Genomic DNA, 19,426 nt, shown 5'->3' on the forward strand with positions numbered 1-19,426 from the left:
TGCCCGTGCGGATCGTCCAGCTGACCGACTTCTACCGCCCCACCATCGGGGGGCTGGAACGCCATGTCGACTCGCTGTCCCAGGAGTTCGTGCGGCTCGGGCACGAGACCACCGTGCTGACCCTGCAGATCGGCGACCGGCCCGCCGTCGAGACGGTCGAGGGGGTGCGGATCGAACGGATCCAGGGCTGGAGCGGTCGGCTGCCGCAGCTCTACGCCGACCCCGAGCGCCCGTTCCACCCCACCGTCCCCGACCCCGGCGCGCTGACGGCGCTGCGTGCGGCGGTCCGCCGGCTTCGCCCCGACATCGTGCACAGCCACAGCTGGCTGCAGTACTCCTACTTCCCGCTGCACCGCATGCGCCGCCCCTCACCGGACGCCCCCGGACACGTGGTCACGCTGCACGACTACGGTCTGGGCTGCGCCAAGAAGACCAACGAGCACGCCGGCGGCCCGTGCAGCGGCCCCGCCCCGGCCAAGTGCCTGCGCTGCGCCTCGGGCGAGTACGGCGCGCTGAAGGGCGCCGCGCTGGCCGGCGGGTTGCTCGCCTCCCGGCCGCTGCACCGCCGGGCCGACGCCTACCTGGCGATCAGCGGCAGCGTCGCGCACGCGGCCCGCAAGGTGCTGCCGCCGGAGATGGACCTGCGCATCGTCCCCAGCATGGTCCCGCGCGGCATCGCCGACCTCGCCCGCACCGAGCCGCGCCCCGGCTTCCTGCCCGCCGAGGACGGCTACCTGCTGTTCGTCGGCGCGCTGGGCCCGCACAAGGGCGTGGACGTGCTGCTGGAGGCGCACCGGCGGATGCGCCACCGGGTGCGACTGGTGCTGATCGGCACCCCTCGCCCCGACACGCCCGAGGTGCGGGACCCCTCGGTCACCGTCGTCCACGACGTGCCCTCGGCCCAGGTGATGGCCGCCTGGCAGCGGGCCTCGGTGGCCGTGGTGCCCTCGGTCTGGCAGGAGCCGCTGGGCCAGGTCGCGGTGGAGGCGATGCTGGCCGGGCGCCCGGTGGTGGCCTCCGACGTGGGCGGGCTGCGGGACGTCGTCGAGGACGGCGTCACCGGCCTGCGGGTGCCGCCCGGCGACCCGGGCGCGCTGGCGCAGGCGCTCGACCGGCTGCTCGGCGACCCGGCGCTGCGCCGGCAGATGGGCCTGCTGGGCCGCGAGCGCGCGGCCCGGTACACCGTGGAGGTGGTGGCGCCGCAGGTCGTCGAGGTCTTCGACCGGGTCCTGAAGCGCCGGCGCTGATCCCGGTGACCCGTGGACGGCGGTGGACGGCCGCACTGGCGGCGCTGCTGGCGGTGGCGGCCGCGCTGACGCTGCACGGCGGCGGCGGCCGGTCGACCCGGGCTGCTGCCTGCGATCCCTGGTCGGTGACGGTCCATCAGACCTCCATCCAGGGAAGGCTGATGAAGTTGCACCTGCTCAACTACTATCCGTCGGCGGCGCCGTGGACCGCCCTGTGGACCGACTGGGACCCGGACCGGATCGGCGCGGACTTCGCGGCCATTGCCGGCCTGGGCGCCAACGCCGTACGCATCGTCCTGCAGCCCGAGGTGTTCGGCTACCCGACGCCCTCCGCCGACCGGCTCGCGCAGCTGCGCCGCAGTGTCGAACTCGCCGCGCAGCACGGGCTGTCGGTGCAGCTGACGCTCTTCGACTGGTGGGACGGCTACCCGGACACCGCCGGCAGCGACCGGTGGGCCCGGGCCGTCCTGGCGCCCTATCGCGACGATCCGCGGATCGCCTTCGTGGAGCTCAAGAACGAGGTCGACCCGGCGGACCGGCCCACCGCGGCCTGGCTGCGGCACGAACTGCCGGTGGTGCGGCAGGCCGCCGGCGGCACCCCCGTGACGGTGTCGGTGACCGGCCCCGATCCGGTGGCCCGGCTGCGGACCCTGCGCACGGTGCTGGCCGGCGACCCGCCCGACTTCTACGACCTGCACTACTACGGCGCCGCGGGTGCCGCGCGCGCCACCTTCGAGGCGGCCGAGGCCGCCGTCGCACCGGCCGCGCTCTTCGTCGGCGAGACCGGCGCCGCCACCGGCCCGCCGCTCTCCGAGGCCGCCCAGGACCTCTACCTGCGCAGCGTGGAGTGGGCGGCCACCTCGGCGGGCCTACCGGACGCGGCGCCGTGGATCTTCCAGGACCTCATCGCCGCCGACGTCCCCGCCGGCGCCGAGCGGGGTGCGTCCGCGCTCTCGTTCGGGCTGCTGCGCACCGACGGGACGGCGAAACCCGCGGCCGCCGCCGTCCGCGCGCTCTTCCAGGGGCGCAGCGTCGACCCCGCCTTCAACGGGGACTTCGGCCAGGGCTTGGGCCGCTCCCCCGCCGACTGGTCGCCGAACGCCGTCGGCGGGGCCGAAGCCGACTGGGACCAGGGCTCCGCCGTACTCGCCAGGACCGCCGACAGCAGCACCTTCACCGTCACCCCCGTGCTCCAGCCGACCGCCGCGGGCGAACCGGTGCGGATGACCGCCTGGGCCCGCGGCGAGCGCTCCACCGGCCAGAACCGGATCGCGATCACCTGGTACGACCGCCTCGGCCGCTACCTCGGCGAGGACGACTCGCCCGTGCTGCCCGCCGGCACCACGCCCTGGCGCCTGCTCACCGTCGACTCCGCCGCCCCGCGCTGCGCGGCCTTCGCGGCGCTGGCCCTGAAGTCCCAGCACGACACGGGCCAGGCCCGCTTCGACGACGTGACGTTCAGGCTTCAGGAACTGACCGGGTGGGCCAGGCCCGCCACCTCGACGTACGCCTCGCCCTCGGGCCAGGGCCGGTCGGTGTAGGCGACCAGCGGGGACGGCAGCCGCTCGGTGTCCTGAGCCAGCAGCTCCACCCGGTGGTCGCTGCCTCGGAAGTGGCAGCGCTGGACCAGGGCGCGCACCCTCCCCGGCCCCGGGACCGAGCTGAGCCGCAGCTGGCGCGGCCTCAGCAGCACCGGGCCCGGCCGCGCCGCGCCGGCGTCGCCGGTCAGCGCCAGGCTGCCGAAGGCGGTGTCGGCGCGCCGGCCCGCGAGTTCGGCCGGCACGATGTTGGCCTCGCCGAGGAAGCGGGCGACCGCCGCGTCGGCCGGCTCGCCGTAGAGCACCTGCGGCGCCGCCTGCTGGACGATCCGGCCGCCGCGCATGACGGCGATGGTGTCCGCGAAGGAGAGCGCCTCGTCCTGGTCGTGCGTGACCAGCACTGCGGTGGCCCCGGCCGCGCGCAGGGTCTGCGCGACCTCGGCCCGCAGCTCGGTCCGCAGCGCCGCGTCGAGGGCGGCGAACGGCTCGTCCAGCAGCAGGAGTTCGGGGCGCGGCGCGAGCGCGCGGGCGAGCGCGACGCGTTGCTGCTGGCCGCCGGAGAGCTGGTGGGGGTGGCGCTCGCCGAGGCCGGGCAGGCCGATCAGGTCGAGGAGTTCGGCCACCCGGTCGCGCCGCTGCGCGCGGGGCAGGCCGAAGCCGATGTTGGCCGCGACGCTCAGGTGCGGGAAGAGCGCGCCGTCCTGCGGGACGTAGCCGATCCGGCGCCGTTCGGCGGGCAGCCGGCGCCGGCCGTCGTCGAGCACGGTCCCGCCGAGCGCGACCTCGCCGCGCTGGGCCGGGTGGAAGCCGGCGATGACCCGCAGCAGGGTGCTCTTGCCGCAGCCCGAGGGGCCCAGCACGCAGGCGAGCGCGCCGTCGGGGACGGCGAGGTCGACGCCGTCGAGGATCGGCGTGCGGCCGTGGGCGGCGTACAGGTCGGTGATCGCGAGGCCGGTCATCGGTCAGTCTCCGGAGTGGGGGTCGGGTCGAGCGATCGGCGGGTCAGCAGGAGGACCGGGGGAACGGAGAGCAGCACCATCAGCGCCGCGTAGGGCGCGGCCGCGCCGTACGCCAGGCCGCTGGTGTAGACCCAGAACTGGGTGGCCAGGGTCTGCGTGCCGGTCGGGCGCAGCAGCAGGGTGGCGGTCAGTTCGGTGCTGGCGGTGAGCGTCACCATCGCGGCCCCGGCGCCCAGTCCGGGCAGCACCAGCGGAAGGGTGACCCGGGCCAGGACGGCGAGCGGCCGGGTGCCGAGCGAGCGGGCGGCCTCCTCGACCCCCGGCGGCACCTGGGCCAGCGCGGCCCGGACGGCCGTCAGGGCCAGCGGGAAGAAGAGGATCACGTAGCCGGTGACCAGCATCGGGGGCTGCTGGTAGAGCGGCTGGGCGTAGCGGATGGCGAAGAAGACCACCGCGAGTGCGACGGCGATGCCGGGCAGCGCGCGGGTGAGGTAGGCGGCGCGTTCGGCGGCCCGGGCCAACCGCGAGTCGCGCCGCCAGGCGTACAGCGCGACCGGCACGGCGGCGAGCGTGGAGACCAGCGCCGCGCTCGCGGCGTAGCCCAGGGTGGTCAGCGCCGAGCCGAGCACGGAGGCCGACGGCAGCGTGGTCGAACTGCCCTTCAGCAGCCAGTAGGCCAGCGCGTAGACGGGGACACCGAGCGAGACGGCCACGACCGCGGCCAGGGCCAGTGCGGCGGGCAGCTTCCAGCGGCCCAGCTGCGCCCGCGTCGCGCGGTGTCCCACGCCCGTACGGACGACCCGGCCGCGGCGCCCCGCCCGGGCGTCCAGGCCGACCAGCAGCAGGGCGAGCACGACCAGCACCAGGGTGAGCAGGGAGGCCGAGGCCGCGTCGAAGCCGAGCTTGTACTCGGTGAAGATGGCGGTGGCGAAGGTGGTGTAGCGCAGCATCGCGAACGCGCCGTACTCGCCGAGCAGGTAGAGCGAGACGAGCAGCGCGCCGCCGGCCAGCGCGGGCCGGGTCAGCGGCAGGGTGACCCGCCACAGCGTGGCCCACGGGCCGTGGCCCAGACTGCGGGCGACCTCCTCGGCGCCGGTGTCGCTGCGGCGCAGGGTGGCCGCCACGGGGAGCAGCACGAGCGGGTAGAGCGAGCAGGTCATCACCAGCACCGCGCCCCAGTAGCCGTGCACCGAGGGGTAGAGCGAGACCCAGGAGTAGCCGCGGACGAACTCGGGGACGGCCAGCGGCAGGGCGAGCAGCACGGTCCAGCTGCGGCGGCCCGGCAGGTCGGTGCGCTCCAGCAGGTAGGCGGCGGTGAAGCCGATCACGGCGGTGGCCAGCGTCACGGCGGCCGCCAGCGTGACGGTGTTCCAGATCAGGGTGGCGATCACCGGCCTGCCGAGCAGCCGGCTCGCCTGGTCCCAGCCGGCCTGCAGCGCCTGCATCACGACGAAGACCAGCGGCGAGGCCACCAGCGCGACGACGGCGAAGGCCAGCAGCGGAAGCGGGGAGAGCAGGGCGCCGGCCCGCCACCGCGGCAGCGATGACGGGCGGTCGGCTTTGAGCAGGGAGGTCACTGGAGGAGGCCGGTGTCCTGGAGGAGCTGCAGGGCGTCCTTGCCGTCACCGAGGTCGGCGACCGGCGCGAGGGTGCCCACCGAGTCGAGCGGCGCGAGTTCGGCCTTGCCGGGCACGCCCGCCAGCAGCGGGTACTCGTAGCTCTGCGAGCTGGCGATCAGCTGCTGGGCGTCCTTGCCGTCGAGGTAGGCCAGGAACGCCTGGGCGGCGGCCTGGTGCTTGCTGGTGCGCAGGATGCCGGCGCCGGAGACGTCGACGAGCGCACCCGGGTCGCCCTTGGCGAAGTAGTGCAGCTTGCTGTGGGTGCCGGCGGCGGTCTTCTCGTCGCGCAGCCGGTACCAGTAGTAGTGGTCCACCACGCCGCCCTGCACCTCGCCGCTGTTGACGGCGGCGCTCAGGTCCTCGTTGCTGTCGTAGACCTTGGCGTTGGCCTTCAGGCCCTGCAACCACTTCTTCGCGGCGTCGACCCCGTCGGTCTTGATCATGCGGGTGACGATCGGAGAGAAGTCGGTCTCGCTCGGGGCTATGCCGAGCCGGCCCTTCCACTGCGGCGAAGCCAGGTCGCGCACCGAGGCGGGCGGGGAGCTGTCGGCCGGCGTCCCGGTGGCGGCCACGAACGCGGCGGTGCGGGCGGAGACGCCGAGCCAGTCACCCTTGGGCGAACTGTCGTCCGCGGGGACGGACTTGAGGGTCTCCGGTGCAACCGGCGCGAGCAGGTTCTTCTCCTCCAGGACGGTCAGCGCCGGCGGGTTCTCGGCGTAGAACACGTCGGCCGGGGAGGCCGGACCCTCCTGGAGGATCTGGTTGGCCAGTTCGGCCTCGTCGCCCGAGCGCAGCTGGACCTTGATGCCGGTCCTCTTCTCGAAGTCGGCGGTCAGCGCCTTGACCGTCTGCTCGTGCTGCCCGCTGTAGACGGTGATGGTCTGACCGGCCGTCGACGTGCCGTCGGCGCCGGTGCTCGCGGTCGAGCTGCCGCAGCCCGACAGTGCGAGAAGTGAGACGGCCACGGCCGACAGGGCGAGGGCAGACTGCACGGGTCTGGGCACGGTGGGGTCCTAAGCGTCAGGGCTGGGGAGCGGCTATTAGCTTAGCCATACCTTAGTAGGAGGTCGAGCCCCGGGTCTACAAGGACGTAGACGACCGTTTCGCTGACCGGTTGTCAGTGCTGATTGTCAGTGCGGACTCGTACCGTTCCTCAGGTGTCCACCACTCCCGTTCTCGCGCTCGCGCTCCCCGACGACCTGATCGCGCTCCAGCGCGCCGTGCTCACCGCCGACCGCGCGCTGGGCGACTACGCACTCGCCGTACGGGACCGCCGACAGGCCGCGTTCCCGCACCCCGAGCAGGCCGTCGAGCGCTGCACCTGGGCGGCGGGCGAGCAGGCCGAGTTCGACCGCCGCTGGGAGGCGTACGTCCGGGCGGCCGAGGCCGTGCGCGAGCACCCGGTGCTGGTCCGGGCCCGGATCCTGCGGGTCGAGCCCTCGGTGCTGCGCGCCCTGCGCGAGGCGGGCGCGCGCTAGTTCGTCGGGCGGACGGCGCGGCCCAGGGCGCGGGTCACGGTGATCTCGATCACCACGCGCTCGGGGTTCGGGCGCGGGGTGCGGTAGCGCACGGCGTACCTGGCCTCGGCGTCGGCGACCTGGTCCGCGGCGCGCCGAACGACGGCGACGCCCTCCAGCGTCGACCAGCGGCCGCCGTCCACCTGGCAGAGCGCCACCACCGCGCCGGCCTCCCCCGCCGCCTCGACGTTGCGGGCCTTGCGGCTGCCGGCCGAGGTGATCACCCGGGCGATGCCGGTCGCCGGGTCGTAGGTGGCACCGACCGGGACGACGTGCGGCGTGCCGTCGGGGCGCAGCGTGGTGAGGGTGCAGAGATGGCGCTCGGTCCAGAAGGCGAGCGTGGGTTCGTCCAGGACGGGCGCGGCGGTGGTGGCGGTCATCCGGCCAGCGTACGGGCCGCTGCCGGCGGCACGGGCTCCGGGACGTCGTCCGCTGACAGCGGTACGGGCGCCGGGACGTCGTCCGCTGCCCGGCCCATCATGCGCCACTCCGGCCGCAGTCCGGTCAGGTTGGTGATGACGAAGTAGCACGCCCCGCCCGCCAGCAGCACCGGCACCAGCCCGAACGACGCCACCGCCAGCCCCGCGAGCAGGCCGCCGACGGGGATTCCGGCCCAGGCCAGCGCGTCGCCCAGCGCCCCGACCCGGCCGAGCAGCCGGCGCGGTATGCGCTCGTAGACGACCGCCCCGATGATCGGGTTGAGGAATCCGCCGCCGAAGCCGCTGGCGAGGAAGACCGCGAGCACCGCCCAGAGCGGCGCGTGCAGCGCCAGCGCCAGGAACCGCGGCGCGCCGGCCAGTAGGAAGCCGACGAAGAACACCGGGCGCCGGCGCAGCCGGTGGGCCACCGCCGCCGCTATCAGGCTCCCGCAGACCGCCGAGATCCCGCCCACGCTGCCCAACAGCCCGATCAGCGCCGGGCCGTGGCCGTGACTGCGCACCCAGAACGGCAGCAGCACCGAACTGAACGCCGCGTCCAGCAGGTTGGTGGCGCCGACCATCACCGTGATTGCCAGCAGCAGCGGTTCACCGCGCAGGAAGCCGAACCCCTCGCCAAAGCTGCGCCAGTAGCCCTGCCCGGGCGCTCCGTCCGTCTCCGGCGCTGCCGCTCGTCCCATGCCGCGCGGCAGCGCCACCGCGATGATCACCGAACCCAGCGCGAACGACACCGCGTTGACGACCAGTCCGGCCATCGGGCCGGTCAGCGCCACCAGCGATCCGCCGGCCAGCGGACCGACCGTCGAGGCAAGCCGCTCGGTCACCCCGGCCAGTCCGGTGGCCCGCTCCAGCGGCACACCGCTGCGCTCGGCCGCCTCCGGAACCATCACGTGCTTGGCCAGGTCGCCTGGCCCGCGCACCGCGCCCACCACCGCCACCAGGACCAGCAGCGACCAGAACGCGAGCAGGTGCATGGCGTACAGCAGCGGCACCAGACCGGCGGCGACAGCGCTGACCGAGTCCGTGGCCCAGGAGATCACCCGCGGCCCGATGCGGTCGACGAGCGGTCCGGTGAACGCCTTGACCACCACATAGGGGGCCATCTCGCAGAAGGCCACCACCCCGGTCTGGGTGGCGCTCCCGGTGGTGACCAGGACGAACCAGGGCAGCGCGACGGCCGACACCCTGGTCCCGGTCAGCGACACCGCCTCGGCCGCGAGAACGCCGACCAGCGGCCGCCTGCCGAGCGCCCCGCTCACTGCTCGGTCTCCGGCTGTTCCGTCTGCGGCTCGGGCAGCAGGTGGGCGATCAGCGAGACCCGCTCGGCGCCGGCCGGCGCCTGGGCCGCCCCCTCGGCGCTGTCCCGGCGGTAGCGGGAGACCAGCGCATGCAGCTCCTCCCCCAGACTGCGGGCCTCCTGCGGCGTCAGCAGCAGCGACCAGTCGGTGATGTCGAGAACCTCCTGCCACGGACGCGGCATGGTCTGGAACTCACCGAGCGCCCGCTGCGTGCGCATGGTGTAGACGGCGGTCACCGACTGCATATAGGCCAGCGCCGCCTCCGGCTCCCGCTCGACCAGGTCGATGTCGTCGAGCGAGGTGATCTCGTGCACCGCCCGCCACCACCGCTCCCGCGCGTTCCCGCGCTCGGTGTCCTCCGCCACGAACCCGGCCGCACCGAGCTGGCGCAGGTGGTAGCTGGTCGCCCCGGAGGTCAGCCCCATCCGCTCGGCCAGCAGCGTCGCGGTCGAAGGCCCGTGCCGCCGCAGCAGCCCGACCAGTTGGACCCGCACGGGATGCGCCATGGCCCGCAGGCCCTTGGCGTCCAGGACGACCGCGTCGGGTTCGGAGGTGGTGGGGTCGGTGGCGTCGGTGGCGTCGGTGGGGTCGGGATCGGTGTCTGCCATACCGAGAACCGTAGACCGCAAAGAGTTCTTTGCGAAAGACCCTTTGCAAAGAAACCTTTGCGGTTTCACTCCAGCGCGCGTGCAAGTTGGCGCAAGTTCGGAGAGCCCTGGGGGCCGGACAGGCGGACGGCGGCGGGCTGGTCCTCGTGTTGCGGATCCGATGCGGGGTCGCAGGATTGGTCCTGGAACTCGGGTCGGCGGCCCGTCGAGTCCCCCAGCCCCTGGGTTCCGAGGCCATCGCGACCCACCAGGCCCAGTGCGTTGGCCCAGATCTCAACGAGAGTGGAAGGGAACCACGACATGCCGGAAGCCACATCAGCGCTGCGGTACGAGACGTTGTGCATGCGCCGGTCGGGTCTGACCCGCGACCTGCCGCCCGGCACTCCGGAAGAGCTCCAGTGGGTGGTCAACACTGCGAACTTGATCTTCGGTGAGCGTGACGCCGTGCTGGTCGACACGTTCCTCACCGTCGAACAGAACCAACAGCTCGTCGACTGGGTGAAGGCACACGACCGCAACCTGGCCTACGTCTACATCACGCACGGCCATGGCGACCACGGCTTCGGCGTGAAGCAGCTCCTTGAGGCATTTCCCGGGGCCAAGGCGGTCTCGACCGCCGCAGCCGTGGCCAAGGCGAGGTTCGAGGGCACGCCGCCCTACGTCGACACCTTCTGGACCTCGCGCTTTCCGGGGCAGGTCCCGCTGCCGCAGGTCTTCCCGGAGGTCCTGGACGGCGACACGTTCACCCTCGAAGGGCACCAGCTGCGGGCGGTGGAGACCGGCTTCACCGACTGCGAGGGCAGCACCGCGCTGTGGGTGCCGGACCTGAGGCTGGTCGTGGCCGGCGATGTCGCCTACAACGGCATCCACCAGTACCTGGGCGAGACCACCACCGCGTCGCGCGAGGAGTGGATGCGCGCCACCGACACGCTCGCCGCACTCGACCCCGCCTTCGTCGTCGCCGGCCACAAGAACCCCGACCTGCCCGACGACCCGAAGATCCTGGCCGAGACCAAGAAGTACCTGGCGGACTTCAACCGGCTCGACGCCGAGACTCAAACCGCGGCCCAACTGTACGAGGCGATGCTCGCGCTGTACCCGAACCGAGCCAACCCGGGCTCGCTCTGGGGCGGGGCGAAGCGGGCCAAGGCGTCAGCACGGTGACGTGCAGGACAGCCCCGAGGCATCCATCGCCTTCATGAAGCATCTGCTCGGCGAATACCCCGGCCTGCGCCCGGACATCAAGCGCGTCATCGCCGAACGCGAACTGGGCGTGACCCGCATGTAGTTGGGAGCATGGCCGCCTGCGACGGTTGAGTCCGCAGCTGGGCCGGCCGTCCGCTACGAGGCGACGGTACCGGTCATGGTCTCCGAGCCTTCACTCGCCACCGCACCCCGGAGCCAACCCTGTCCCGCCCCCGATGCCGGTCCGGACACGGCCGTGCCAAGGCGGGACGCCAGGGTGGCAACCGCATCCCGAAGCTCCGTCCCGCCCACGACATGGATCGTGAGCAGGCACGTGGATCCAGCGTGAACGGTAGGTGGCACCAGCACGCGATCAGATTCGAGCTACCAAGAGGCCCCTGCCGCATACGCGGTGCCCGCCGCAATCACCCGACTGAGATTCCCGTTCGATGCACACGCATCAAGATCGCAACAGCAACGGTCACTCAGCGCCAGAGATCGAGATCGGTGAGGAGGCGCTGGCGGGTCTCGCGTTGCAGGAAGACAGAGCCTCTCGTGCAGCTCGGGGTTGTCGAGGACCATCGCGCAGACCAGGAATCCCTGTTGCCGACGCGCGATCGGGCCGCCCTGATCCAGGCTGAGGCCGGACCAGGGCGGCCCGAGGCAGCCGGTCGTGCTACACGTATTCGAGCAGCCAGCTGACCGGTGAGTTGTCGTTCATGTCGCCGGCGCTCTGCTTCACCCGCCCGATGCTGACCTTCTGTGTCCCTGCCGGGAGTTGCTCGGCGAGGCGGCCGGCTGCGGCCTTGATGTCCCAGTTCTTGACGCTGGTCCAGGTCGTGCCGTTGTGGAGGGCCACCCTGAGCCGCACGTCCGCCCAGTCGGAGCCGAAGCTGAGAAAGCCGTCGCCCCAGATGGCGCTGTTGCTCTGGTTGGGAATCGGGACGGCCAAGACGATGCCGTACCTGTGGTGGATGAGGCCGCCGGCCTCGTTGATCAGGAAGCCGTGGGGGATCTCGCCAGTCTGGAAGTGGGACTGGGTGGGCACCTGTACTCCTTGTCTCTCCGGTTCCTGGCAGCACTGGGACCGTGACACCGGACACCGGAGGGTCGGCGGTACGCCGTTGGGTCGGCGCACAGCTCAATATTCGAGCGGCATGTGCCTCAACGGAACCCTTTTCTTCCTTTCGGGCAATGATGTGGCGCATATGCATGCATAGGTTTGCACACGATTTAATGCCGCTGGACCAGTATTGATTTGACAATATGCTAATCCGACCCTCCTTGGCCGGGTTGAGATTGAGACTCCAGGAATATGCCCAGCACCGAGGCGGCCCCGCCCGACCTGGCAGCCATGAGCCCGGCTCGTCGAGCGGACCGGAGGAGGTTCCTGCGACGTGCAGAGCGGCGCGGAAGACTGTGGGCCCGCCAACCCGCCCGCCGGCTGGGCGGGTTGGCGGGAGTAGGCGCCGACCGGTGGACATCGTTCGGGTGACTGATTCGGCCTGGGCGGCGACGGATCAGCCGAGCTGCGGGCGGACCTGAGAGGCGATCAGCTCCAGGTGGTCCAGGTCGTCCAGGTCGAGGATCTGGAGGTAGATCCGCGAGCTGCCCGCCTCCTGGTAGCGGCCGATCCGGTCGGCGACCTCGGCCGGGGTGCCGGCCAGGCCGTTCGCCTTCAGTTCGGAAACCTCGCGGCCGATCGCCGCCGCGCGGCGCGCGACCTCGGCGTCGTCCCGTCCCACGCAGGCGACCAGGGCGTTGGAGTACACCAGGTCGTCACCCGGTCGGCCGCGCTCCTCGGCGGCGGCCCGGACCCGGCCGATCTGCTCCCGGGTCTGCTCGACGGAGACGAACGGCAGGTTGAACTCGGCCGCGTAGCGGGCCGCGAGGGCGGGCGTGCGCTTGGCGCCCATGCCGCCGATCAGCACCGGGATCCGCTGCTGGACGGGCTTGGGCAGCGCCGGGCAGTCCGTCAACTGGTAGTGCTCGCCGGCGAAGTCGAAGGTCTCGCCGAGCTTGGTCTCCCACAGTCCGGTGATGACGGCGAGCTGCTCCTCCAGCCGGTCGATCCGCCGGTCGGGGAACGGGATGCCGTAGGCGCTGTGCTCCTCCTTGAACCAGCCTGCGCCGAGGCCCAGTTCGACCCGGCCGCCGCTCATGGCGTCGACCTGGGCGACCTGGATGGCCAGCACGCCGGGCAGCCGGAAGGTCCCGGCGGTCATCAGCGTGCCGAGCCGGATCCGCTCGGTCTCGCGCGCCAGGCCGGCGAGTGTGATCCAGGCGTCGGTGGGACCGGGCAGGCCGTCGCCGTCGCCCATCTTCAGGTAGTGGTCGGAGCGGAAGAAGCCGCTGTAGTCCAGCTGTTCCGCGGTGCGGGCGACGCGCAGCAGGGTCTCGTAGGAGGCGCCCTGCTGGGGTTCGGTGAAAATGCGAAGATCCATACCGCCCATCATGCCGAACCGGGGTGGGGACGGGCTTCAGATCCCGAACAGGCGAGCCGCGTTCCCGTGGCAGACCGCCCGCAGCCAGTCGCCGCCGAGGTCCAGGCGGGCCAGCGACTCCAGCGCGTGGACGTACGGGTAGGGGATGTTGGGGAAGTCGGTGCCGAGCAGGATCCGGTCCTGGAGCTCGGCCAGCCGCGGGCGCAGCTCGCGCGGGAACGGCGCGGTCTGCTCGGTGAAGTCGGTGAAGGCCATCGTGGTGTCCAGCTGGACGTACGGGTACCGGGCGGCCAGGTCGAGGAAGTCCGCGTACTCCGGCAGTCCCAGATGCGCGACGATCAGCCGCAGGTTCGGGTGCCGGGCGAGCACCTCCCGGATCGGCCCGGGCCCGGTGTGCTTGCCCGGCACCGGACCGGACCCGCAGTGCGTGACCACCGGGACCCCGCTCTCGGCGAGCAGGCCCCAAACACCGTCGAGCAGCGGGTCGTTGGGGTCGTAGCCGCCCACCTGGAGGTGCGCCTTGAAGACCCGCGCACCGCCCTCGACGGCCCGCGCCACGTACTGCTCGGCGGCGGGCTCCGGGAAGAAGGTGGCGGTGTGCAGGCAGTCCGGCGTGCGGTCGGCGAAGGCGGCCGCCCAGTCGTTCAGCCAGGCAGCCATGCCGGGCTTGTGCGGGTAGAGCATCGCGGTGAACGCCCGGACACCGAACTCCCGCAGGGTGGCCAGCCGTTCGGCCTCGTCGTCGCGGTAGGTGATGGCCCACTCGCGACCGGTCAGCGGACCTGCGGCGTCGAAGTAGGCCCAGACCTTGGCGAGGACGTTCTCCGGCATGAAGTGGGTGTGCACGTCGATCAGTCCGGGCAGCCCGAGAGCGCGCCAGAAAGCCGTGACCTGCTCGGACCCCGCTCGTACGTTCGACATCGGCCCAGCCTACCGGGCGTGCCGCGGTCGGCTGTCGGGTTGAGCTGATCCGGTGTCGGGCGCCGAGCCGTGCGGTGAGGGTGCTCGCGGACGGGGGCGGCGCGTGCGCATAGTGGGCCATGGAGCACGAACGGCCGCAGGGTGCGCGGCAGATCGGGAACGGTGTCGACCGGCGCGGTGCGCTGGCGGGCGCGCTCGGACTGGTGCTGGTGGCGGGGTGCGGTGGAGGGGGAGGCGGTGCCAAGGCGGCCAACCCCACCGACCCCACCGCAAGCGCGCCGCCCTCCCCCACACCGTCCGCATCCGCGTCCCCGGCGCCCGCGTCCCCGGCATCCGCGTCCCCGGCGCGCGCGTTGCCGGCCACCTCGCCGTGGCTGCCCGGTCCCGGCGAGATCCAGCCGGATGTGAAGCTGCGCGCCGTCCAGCTCGTCGAGGCGCTCGGCAGCTGGCCCGAGGGCGGCCAGGGCGCGGCCGCCGCACGGTCGCGGGTCACGCCGCTGGGCCTGGATCCCGCGCTGGCCGATCAGGCCGGCCCGTTGCTGCCCGCTGCGGACCGGGCCGCGCTGCAGGTGATCGACGCCCAGTACGGCGGCATCCTCACCGACTCGGCCAGCGTGCTGGTGGTCTGCGACCAGTGGACCCAGAGCGGCGGCAGCGCGGTGGCCGCGGGCGGCACCACGGTGGACGTCCGGCTCACCGCCGCCACCCCGCGCTGGACCGTCACCGCCCTGCACCCGGCCGACCCCGGCCCCGCCGCGGCCGCCCTCGCCCCCGACGCCGCGCGGATCCTCGCCGACAACCGGATCCAGCTGCCCCCGGCCGCGGCGGCCGACCTGCGCAGCGGGTCCGTCCACCCGAGCGTGCTGACCGCGATGCTGACGTTGGCGCAGACCTACACGTTTCGCGTGAGCGTGGTCCGCTCCGGCCATCCGCTGGACGTCTTCGGCACCACCCGCCCCAGCGACCACCCGCTCGGCCGGGCCTTCGACGTCTGGGAGATCAACGGCCGCACGGTGGTCGACCCGACCACCCCGCCCGACCTGGTGGACGGCTTCATGCGCGCGGCGGCAGCCGCCGGCTCGTACAACGTCGGCGGACCGCGCCAGCTCTCCGGCGGCTCGACGCCCGATCAGTTCTTCACCGACGCCACCCACCACGACCACGTCCATGTCGGCTTCGACAGCTGAAACTCCACTGCCGCGCCCCATCGCGGCGGTAGGTTCGTACAAATGCTCCATGTACATGCCCGGTGACGGAAGGTAGTGTCAGTCTCTGTCAAACCAGGAGGGGTACCCATGGACCAACACCCGACGATCATCGCCGGGACGGACACGTTCGTCACCGATCCGGACGACGAGCCCGACTGCACCCAGCCGTGCTGCCGCAACACGGCAACGGAGACGCCGACCCACTGGGGGCAGTGGCTCCGCCCGAGCTGACGGCACCACACGACACAGCGCTGACACCCCGCTATTCCAGGCGGGGTGTCAGTTTTCGTCAGCTGTCACTTGTCAGCTGTCAGTTCGTCAGCTCCTCGGCCAGCAGGTCCATCAGCAGCGCGTCATGCCAGCTGCCGTCCTCCGCGCGCTCGTAGCGGCGCATCACGCCGACCGGGCGGAAGCCCACCTTGCGATAGCAGCGGATGGCCGGCTCGTTGTCGGCTGCCGGGTCGATCACCAGGCGGTGGTGGCCCCGATCGGTGATCAGATACCGGGCCAGCGTGCGGACCGCGTCCGCGCCCAGGCCGTTCCCGTGCAGCGCCGGGTCGAGGTAGATGTCGATGTTCGCGTGCCGGTAGTCGGGCTCGGTCTCCTCGGCCCACTGGATCGCGCCGACCACCCGGTCGGCGTACTCGATCGCCAGCGTCCGGCTGCCCGGCTCCGCCAGGTCCTCGGCGACCGCGGCCGCCATGTCCGTACCGCCGCGCCAGCGTTCGCGGACCTCGGGGGTCGCACGGACGGCTGCCAGCGCGGGGATGTCGTGCGGCGTGGCCGGGCGCAGCAGTACGTGGGCGCCGCGCAGCGTCGTCGGTTCGGTCACGGTGTCGGTCGCCTTCGCTCGTGGGATCTCCTCCTGTCCCGAACATAGAGCGAGCAGGCCGGATCGGCGCGGGAGGCACCACCCGGCGCGCAGCCGCGGCCGCACGCCGGGTGGTGCCTCCTGTGCTCCCGGCGCACCGTCAGCGCACGTATACGTACCGAGCCCACCGGGCAGCCACCTGGCAAGGCACAGGAGGCAACCCATGGCACAGGTGACGCAGGACGCCCTGACCCCCACCTACTCGGCATCCGGCACGGAGGTCTCGGTCACGCTGACGGTCCACTCCGACGCCGCCTTCGTCGCGGACGTCCTGACGGTGGCCGTGCGCGACGCCGGCGGAGCCGTCCTGGACTTCCCCGGGGTGTACGACATCGCCATCCCGCCCTCGGGCTACACGCTCACCACCGCGCCGAAGAGCTTCCCGGCCGGCAGCTACACGATCTTCGGCGCGTACGCGGTGGACGGCGGCTGGTACGACCTGCCGTCCACCGCGATGGTGGTCGGGGCGACCGACCCGACGGGCAGCGGTGTGCCGACAGGCCCCGGCGCCCCGGTCGGCGCCCCGGGTTCGCCCGTGCCGGTCGGCAGCGTCTCGAGCGCGGCCGTCGGTCCCACCGCCGGCCGGACGCTCACCTGGGCCGAGGAGTTCACCGCCCCGATCTCCACCGAGCGCTGGAACAGCTCGACCACCAGCGCCTACCAGTACGGGTCGCACAACCCGGCCGGCGACAAGCTGGACTGGCTCCGGCCCGCCAACGTCACGGTGGCGGGCGGCCTGGCGACGTTCACCGCCCGCCCCGGGTCCGAGCTGCTGACCAGCGGCCAACGGGCCTGGGACACCGGCCTGTTGACGACCGAGGGCACCCCGGAGGCGTTCCAGGTCCAGGTCGGCGACTACCTGGAGACGGCCGTCCGGCTACCGTCCGGCCTCGGCGCCTGGCCGGGGCTGTGGACGTGGCGGGACGGCGACAACGAGATCGACACCTTCGAGTACCACCCGGACTACCCGTCCCGGCTGGAGTTCACCAACCAGATCCGGCAGCGCCAGCACTCCTACACCAACCCGGCGGTCGTCGCACCGCTCGGGTGGGTCACCGTCGGCACGGCGTACGGCCTGCACTCGGTCAACTGGTACGTCAACGGCAGCCTGGTGTTCGCCGACCGCAGCGGCGTCCCGGCGGGCTGGACGGCGTACCCGATCCTCAACCTGTCGGTGAACGCCGGGCGGTACCACCCGGCTCCGCAGTCGCCCGACCCGCTGACCTTCTCCGCCGACTACCTGCGGGTGTGGCACTGAAAGGGTGTGGCACTGAAACTGCGTGTGCGGCGCACACTAACCTGGGGGCATGGAGAACGGGACCACACCCGACGGGATCGGGCACGACATCGCCGACGCCCTGGGCACGCTGCTCAAACGCAGCGTCCGGGCGACCCTCTACCAGGAGCTGACCGAGCACCTCGGCGAGGCCGTGGACGAGGTCAGCTACCCGGTGCTCAGCGGCCTGGCCAGGACGGGACCGTGCAGCGCGGCCGACCTGGCCGGTGAGGTGGGCCTGGACCGGTCCGGCGTCAGCCGCCGCGCCTCGCGCCTGGAGGCGGCCGGGCTGATCCGGCGCGAGCCCGACCCCACCGACGGACGTTCGGTCCTGCTGACGCTCACCGAGCGCGGCACCGAGACCGTCGCCGTGATGCGCCGGCGCCTGGCCGCCCGGATCACCGCCTCACTGGACTCCTGGCCCCCGGACGAGGCCCGCGCCTTCGCCCGCAGCCTGCGCCGCTTCACCGAGGAGGGCCCGTTCGGCGAGCCGTAGAGCGCCTCACGGGAACGGGCGCGGGTGCGGGTTGAGGTCGGCGATCCAGCGCCGCGCCGCGCTCGGGAGCGTCAGTTCAGCGACTTGAGCAGCGCCGCGGCCAGCGGAGCCGAGGAGGCCGGGTTCTGGCCGGTGAACAGGTTGCGGTCGACCACGACGAGCGGGGCCCACGCCGGACCCTCCTGGTAGTCGGCGCCGAGCTCGACCAGCCGGTCCTGGAGCAGCCACTTGGCCTTGTCAGCGAAGCCGGCCTGGGTCTCCTCGACGTTGCTGAAGCCGGTCAGCCGGTACCCGGCGAACGGCCAGCTGCCGTCGGCGCGGCGGGCCGCGAGGAGGGCGGCGGGGGCGTGGCAGACCACACCGAGCGGCCGGCCCGAGTCGAGGGCGTCGGTGAGCAGCCGACCGGAGTCGGCGTCGACCGCCAGGTCCTCCATCGGACCGTGCCCGCCGGGGTAGAAGACCGCGGCGTAGTCGTCGAGCCGGACGTCGGTCAGCTTGATCGGCCGCTTCAGCGCACCGATGCCGGCCAGCTCCTCGGCGATCTCGTCCGCGGCCTGCTGCCCGCCGTTGACCTCCGCCGCCAGGCTCGCCTTGTCCACCGTGGGCACCACGCCGCCCGGCGTCGCCACCGTGATCTCGTGGCCTGCGGCGGTGAACGCCCGGAAGGGGGCGACAAGTTCCTCGGCCCAGAAGCCGGTGGGGTGCTCGGTGCCGTCGGCGAGCTTCCAGTGGTCGGCGCCGGTCAGCACTACGAGGATGTTCGCCATCGGGGGTCTCCATGATCGTCGGTCGGTCGCTCAGTCGGTCGGGACTCGACCATAGGACGGCGGCAGGCATCGGATCCAATAGGCTCTCCCGCATGTCCCATAGAAAATCCGATGGGTCGGCCCAGCCGCTGGACCTCACGCTGCTGCGCACCTTCCTGGCCGTGCACCGGTCCGGCTCGTTCACCGCAGGCGCCCGGCTGCTGGGGCTCTCCCAGCCGACCGTCACGGCCCAGATCCGTTCCCTGGAACAGCAGTTGGGACGCCCGCTGTTCGAGCGGCTGCCGCGCGGGGTGGCCGCCACCGCCGTCGCGGACGAGCTGGCGGCGGAGGTCGCCGGGCCGCTGGACGCGCTGGAGGCGGTCGCCGAGCGCGGCCGACCGGGCGGCGCCGCGCCCGCCGAGCCCGTCCACCTGGCCGGCCCGGCCGAACTGCTCTGCATGCGCGTGCTGCCGGCCCTGGCACCGCTGACCGCCCGCGGCGTCCGCCTGCGGATCAGCCCCGGGCTCACCGACGACCTGCTCGACGGGCTGCGCGCGGGCCGCTACGACCTGGCGATCGCCACCGCCCGGCCGCGCGGGCGGAGCCTGGTGGCCGAGCCGCTGGCGGACGAGGAGTTCGTCCTGGTCGCCGCTCCCGGCCTGGCGGCGCAGCTGGGTCCGGGCGCCGTCGCCGAGCACGGACCCGCCGCACTGCACGGGGTCCCACTCGTCTCGTACGCCGAGGACCTGCCGATCGCCCGCCGCTACTGGCGGCACGTCTTCGGCACCCGCCTGAACGGCCCGGCCGCCGTCGTCGTCCCGGATCTGCGCGGGGTGCTGGCGGCGGTGGTCGCGGGCGCCGGGTACAGCGTGCTGCCGCGATACCTGTGTCTGGACGAGCTCGCCTCGGGCGCCGTGGTCCCACTGTTCGAGCCGGACGATCCGCCGATCAACACCGGCTACCTGGTCCGTCGCCCGGGCACCGAGGCCGGCCCGCACGTCGCCCTGGTCCGCACGCAGCTGCTGCGGGCGGCGCGCAGCTGGTGATCGCCCTGGG

General features: G+C 72.9%; 21 protein-coding genes. 10 read left to right on the top strand and 11 right to left on the bottom strand.

Translation table 11 applies throughout. From position 1 onward, the window contains the following. Positions 1–5: 5 nt before the first annotated feature. Complete coding sequence (locus tag P3T37_RS07760) at positions 6–1,247, top strand: glycosyltransferase family 4 protein (protein WP_280722704.1); 1,242 nt, start codon at positions 6–8, stop codon at positions 1,245–1,247. A 5-nt stretch (positions 1,248–1,252) separates the two neighbouring features. Next, positions 1,253–2,788 carry a hypothetical protein gene (locus P3T37_RS07765; protein ID WP_280722705.1) on the top strand — a complete coding sequence of 512 codons (1,536 nt, stop codon included), beginning with the start codon at positions 1,253–1,255 and terminating at the stop codon, positions 2,786–2,788. Here P3T37_RS07765 and P3T37_RS07770 read toward each other — a convergent pair. From P3T37_RS07770 to P3T37_RS07780, 3 genes are read right to left on the bottom strand one after another with little or no spacing between them, the layout of a single operon-like run. Further along, the gene (locus tag P3T37_RS07770) at positions 2,713–3,744 is read right to left on the bottom strand and encodes an ABC transporter ATP-binding protein (RefSeq protein WP_280722706.1); all 1,032 of its coding nucleotides are present in this window, start codon (positions 3,742–3,744) and stop codon (positions 2,713–2,715) included. The genes P3T37_RS07765 and P3T37_RS07770 overlap by 76 nt on opposite strands. Further along, positions 3,741–5,321 carry an iron ABC transporter permease gene (locus tag P3T37_RS07775; protein ID WP_280722707.1) on the bottom strand — a complete coding sequence of 527 codons (1,581 nt, stop codon included), beginning with the start codon at positions 5,319–5,321 and terminating at the stop codon, positions 3,741–3,743. Before P3T37_RS07775 ends, P3T37_RS07770 begins: the two co-directional genes overlap by 4 nt. Further along, a complete protein-coding gene (locus tag P3T37_RS07780; protein WP_280722708.1) occupies positions 5,318–6,367 on the bottom strand; it encodes an iron ABC transporter substrate-binding protein in 1,050 nt (349 codons plus the stop codon). The genes P3T37_RS07775 and P3T37_RS07780 overlap by 4 nt, the downstream gene beginning before the upstream one ends. A 153-nt stretch (positions 6,368–6,520) precedes the next feature. On the opposite strand from P3T37_RS07780, the gene P3T37_RS07785 reads away from it, so the two are divergent. Next, positions 6,521–6,841 (top strand): hypothetical protein, encoded by a 321-nt coding sequence (locus tag P3T37_RS07785; protein ID WP_280722709.1) that lies wholly within the window; start codon positions 6,521–6,523, stop codon positions 6,839–6,841. Here P3T37_RS07785 and P3T37_RS07790 read toward each other — a convergent pair. Genes P3T37_RS07790 through P3T37_RS07800 form a run of 3 tightly spaced genes read right to left on the bottom strand, consistent with a single transcriptional unit; the run spans position 6,838 to position 9,223 of the window. Next, entirely contained in the window at positions 6,838–7,260 is a 423-nt protein-coding gene (locus P3T37_RS07790; protein ID WP_280722710.1) for a TIGR03618 family F420-dependent PPOX class oxidoreductase, read from the bottom strand. The two genes, P3T37_RS07785 and P3T37_RS07790, sit on opposite strands and share 4 nt — an antisense overlap. Beyond that, positions 7,257–8,576, bottom strand: coding sequence for an MFS transporter (locus P3T37_RS07795; RefSeq protein ID WP_280722711.1), 1,320 nt, complete (start codon positions 8,574–8,576; stop codon positions 7,257–7,259). Before P3T37_RS07795 ends, P3T37_RS07790 begins: the two co-directional genes overlap by 4 nt. Next, positions 8,573–9,223, bottom strand: coding sequence for a helix-turn-helix domain-containing protein (locus P3T37_RS07800; RefSeq protein WP_280722712.1), 651 nt, complete (start codon positions 9,221–9,223; stop codon positions 8,573–8,575). Before P3T37_RS07800 ends, P3T37_RS07795 begins: the two co-directional genes overlap by 4 nt. Positions 9,224–9,523: 300 nt before the next feature. Here P3T37_RS07800 and P3T37_RS07805 point away from each other — a divergent pair, with 300 nt between their 5' ends. Continuing rightward, the gene (locus P3T37_RS07805; RefSeq protein WP_280722713.1) at positions 9,524–10,387 is read left to right on the top strand and encodes an MBL fold metallo-hydrolase; all 864 of its coding nucleotides are present in this window, start codon (positions 9,524–9,526) and stop codon (positions 10,385–10,387) included. Position 10,388: 1 nt separating this feature from the next. Further along, on the top strand, positions 10,389–10,511 hold the full coding sequence (locus P3T37_RS07810; protein WP_280722714.1) for a hypothetical protein: 123 nt from the start codon (positions 10,389–10,391) through the stop codon (positions 10,509–10,511). 573 nt (positions 10,512–11,084) lie between these two features. Here the strand turns inward: P3T37_RS07810 and P3T37_RS07815 are convergent. The 3 genes from P3T37_RS07815 to P3T37_RS07825 form a co-directional block, all read right to left on the bottom strand. After that, positions 11,085–11,456: a hypothetical protein gene (locus P3T37_RS07815; protein ID WP_280722715.1), complete on the bottom strand. Its 372-nt coding sequence runs from the start codon at positions 11,454–11,456 to the stop codon at positions 11,085–11,087. A 472-nt stretch (positions 11,457–11,928) separates the two neighbouring features. Further along, positions 11,929–12,852 (bottom strand): LLM class F420-dependent oxidoreductase, encoded by a 924-nt coding sequence (locus P3T37_RS07820; protein WP_280722716.1) that lies wholly within the window; start codon positions 12,850–12,852, stop codon positions 11,929–11,931. Positions 12,853–12,888: 36 nt separating this feature from the next. After that, positions 12,889–13,773 (bottom strand): amidohydrolase family protein, encoded by an 885-nt coding sequence (locus tag P3T37_RS07825; RefSeq protein ID WP_280722717.1) that lies wholly within the window; start codon positions 13,771–13,773, stop codon positions 12,889–12,891. Between the two features lie 119 nt (positions 13,774–13,892). Here P3T37_RS07825 and P3T37_RS07830 point away from each other — a divergent pair, with 119 nt between their 5' ends. Both P3T37_RS07830 and P3T37_RS07835 read left to right on the top strand, forming a co-directional pair. Further along, a complete protein-coding gene (locus P3T37_RS07830; RefSeq protein WP_280722718.1) occupies positions 13,893–14,960 on the top strand; it encodes a hypothetical protein in 1,068 nt (355 codons plus the stop codon). A gap of 108 nt (positions 14,961–15,068) precedes the next feature. Further along, on the top strand, positions 15,069–15,212 hold the full coding sequence (locus P3T37_RS07835; protein ID WP_280722719.1) for a hypothetical protein: 144 nt from the start codon (positions 15,069–15,071) through the stop codon (positions 15,210–15,212). Positions 15,213–15,291: 79 nt separating this feature from the next. Here the strand turns inward: P3T37_RS07835 and P3T37_RS07840 are convergent, their stop codons facing one another. Further along, entirely contained in the window at positions 15,292–15,813 is a 522-nt protein-coding gene (locus tag P3T37_RS07840; protein WP_280722720.1) for a GNAT family protein, read from the bottom strand. 202 nt (positions 15,814–16,015) lie between these two features. On the opposite strand from P3T37_RS07840, the gene P3T37_RS07845 reads away from it, so the two are divergent. Together P3T37_RS07845 and P3T37_RS07850 are read left to right on the top strand one after the other, a co-directional pair. Further along, positions 16,016–17,110, top strand: a complete 1,095-nt coding sequence (locus P3T37_RS07845) for a hypothetical protein (protein WP_280722721.1) — start codon at positions 16,016–16,018, stop codon at positions 17,108–17,110. 49 nt (positions 17,111–17,159) lie between these two features. Continuing rightward, on the top strand, positions 17,160–17,624 hold the full coding sequence (locus P3T37_RS07850; protein WP_280722722.1) for a MarR family transcriptional regulator: 465 nt from the start codon (positions 17,160–17,162) through the stop codon (positions 17,622–17,624). A 71-nt stretch (positions 17,625–17,695) separates the two neighbouring features. On the opposite strand, the gene P3T37_RS07855 is transcribed toward P3T37_RS07850, so the two are convergent. Next, a complete protein-coding gene (locus tag P3T37_RS07855; protein WP_280722723.1) occupies positions 17,696–18,391 on the bottom strand; it encodes a type 1 glutamine amidotransferase domain-containing protein in 696 nt (231 codons plus the stop codon). A 92-nt stretch (positions 18,392–18,483) separates the two neighbouring features. Between P3T37_RS07855 and P3T37_RS07860 the strand changes: the two genes are divergently transcribed. Continuing rightward, on the top strand, positions 18,484–19,416 hold the full coding sequence (locus P3T37_RS07860; RefSeq protein ID WP_280722724.1) for a LysR family transcriptional regulator: 933 nt from the start codon (positions 18,484–18,486) through the stop codon (positions 19,414–19,416). Positions 19,417–19,426: the final 10 nt, after the last annotated feature.

The organism is Kitasatospora sp. MAA4 (genome assembly GCF_029893355.1).
Lineage (GTDB): Bacteria > Actinomycetota > Actinomycetes > Streptomycetales > Streptomycetaceae > Kitasatospora.

Excerpts from the sequence above, each read along its gene's own strand:
- P3T37_RS07770 (WP_280722706.1), bottom strand. The coding sequence starts at position 3,744 with ATGACCGGCCTCGCGATCACCGACCTGTACGCCGCCCACGGCCGCACG.
- P3T37_RS07790 (WP_280722710.1), bottom strand. The coding sequence starts at position 7,260 with ATGACCGCCACCACCGCCGCGCCCGTCCTGGACGAACCCACGCTCGCC.
- P3T37_RS07800 (WP_280722712.1), bottom strand. The coding sequence starts at position 9,223 with ATGGCAGACACCGATCCCGACCCCACCGACGCCACCGACGCCACCGAC.
- P3T37_RS07805 (WP_280722713.1), top strand. The coding sequence starts at position 9,524 with ATGCCGGAAGCCACATCAGCGCTGCGGTACGAGACGTTGTGCATGCGC.
- P3T37_RS07820 (WP_280722716.1), bottom strand. The coding sequence starts at position 12,852 with ATGGATCTTCGCATTTTCACCGAACCCCAGCAGGGCGCCTCCTACGAG.
- P3T37_RS07825 (WP_280722717.1), bottom strand. The coding sequence starts at position 13,773 with ATGTCGAACGTACGAGCGGGGTCCGAGCAGGTCACGGCTTTCTGGCGC.
- P3T37_RS07830 (WP_280722718.1), top strand. The coding sequence starts at position 13,893 with ATGGAGCACGAACGGCCGCAGGGTGCGCGGCAGATCGGGAACGGTGTC.
- P3T37_RS07835 (WP_280722719.1), top strand. The coding sequence starts at position 15,069 with ATGGACCAACACCCGACGATCATCGCCGGGACGGACACGTTCGTCACC.
- P3T37_RS07845 (WP_280722721.1), top strand. The coding sequence starts at position 16,016 with ATGGCACAGGTGACGCAGGACGCCCTGACCCCCACCTACTCGGCATCC.
- P3T37_RS07850 (WP_280722722.1), top strand. The coding sequence starts at position 17,160 with ATGGAGAACGGGACCACACCCGACGGGATCGGGCACGACATCGCCGAC.
- P3T37_RS07855 (WP_280722723.1), bottom strand. The coding sequence starts at position 18,391 with ATGGCGAACATCCTCGTAGTGCTGACCGGCGCCGACCACTGGAAGCTC.
- P3T37_RS07860 (WP_280722724.1), top strand. The coding sequence starts at position 18,484 with ATGTCCCATAGAAAATCCGATGGGTCGGCCCAGCCGCTGGACCTCACG.